Annotated in this window: 1 pseudogene; it reads right to left on the bottom strand. The window is 47.7% G+C overall.

The window, feature by feature from the left end:
• Positions 1 to 388 (bottom strand): annotated as a pseudogene (locus AC6UD4_RS07255) (hypothetical protein); the annotation flags it as partial.

Raw genomic sequence — 388 nt, 5'->3', positions numbered from 1 at the left:
AGAAGCTATCAGAACTTTGACCAGTTTGTGGTAACGTCGTCTTCTTTTCAGACTTTTTAGCTGGCTTAGCTGCTGGAACTTGCTTTGCTTTGGGTTTAGCTGGTTGAGCCGGTGCTTTAGCAGGAGTTTGTGGGGCCTGCTTAGCCTTCGGAGCTTCCGGTTGTGCTGACGGAACTTCCTTTGGTGCACTTGGCTTAGTTGGTTCCGGTTGTGCTGACGGTTTCTCTGGTTTGTTTGGAGCTACCGGAGTTGATGGTTCAGCATTCTTCACATAATGAATTGGGGTATCTTTCCCTAAATCATTGTGATCGATCGGATATGGTGTGCCAGGGACCAACTTGTTCCCGTTCTTATCAACTGGAGTGTATCCAGGAATGTCAGGGATAAG

It is taken from the genome of Fructilactobacillus sp. X3R5C2 (assembly GCF_059901175.1).
The sequence above is the reverse complement of the archived record's forward strand: the minus strand, read 5'-3'. Positions and strand labels throughout refer to the sequence as shown.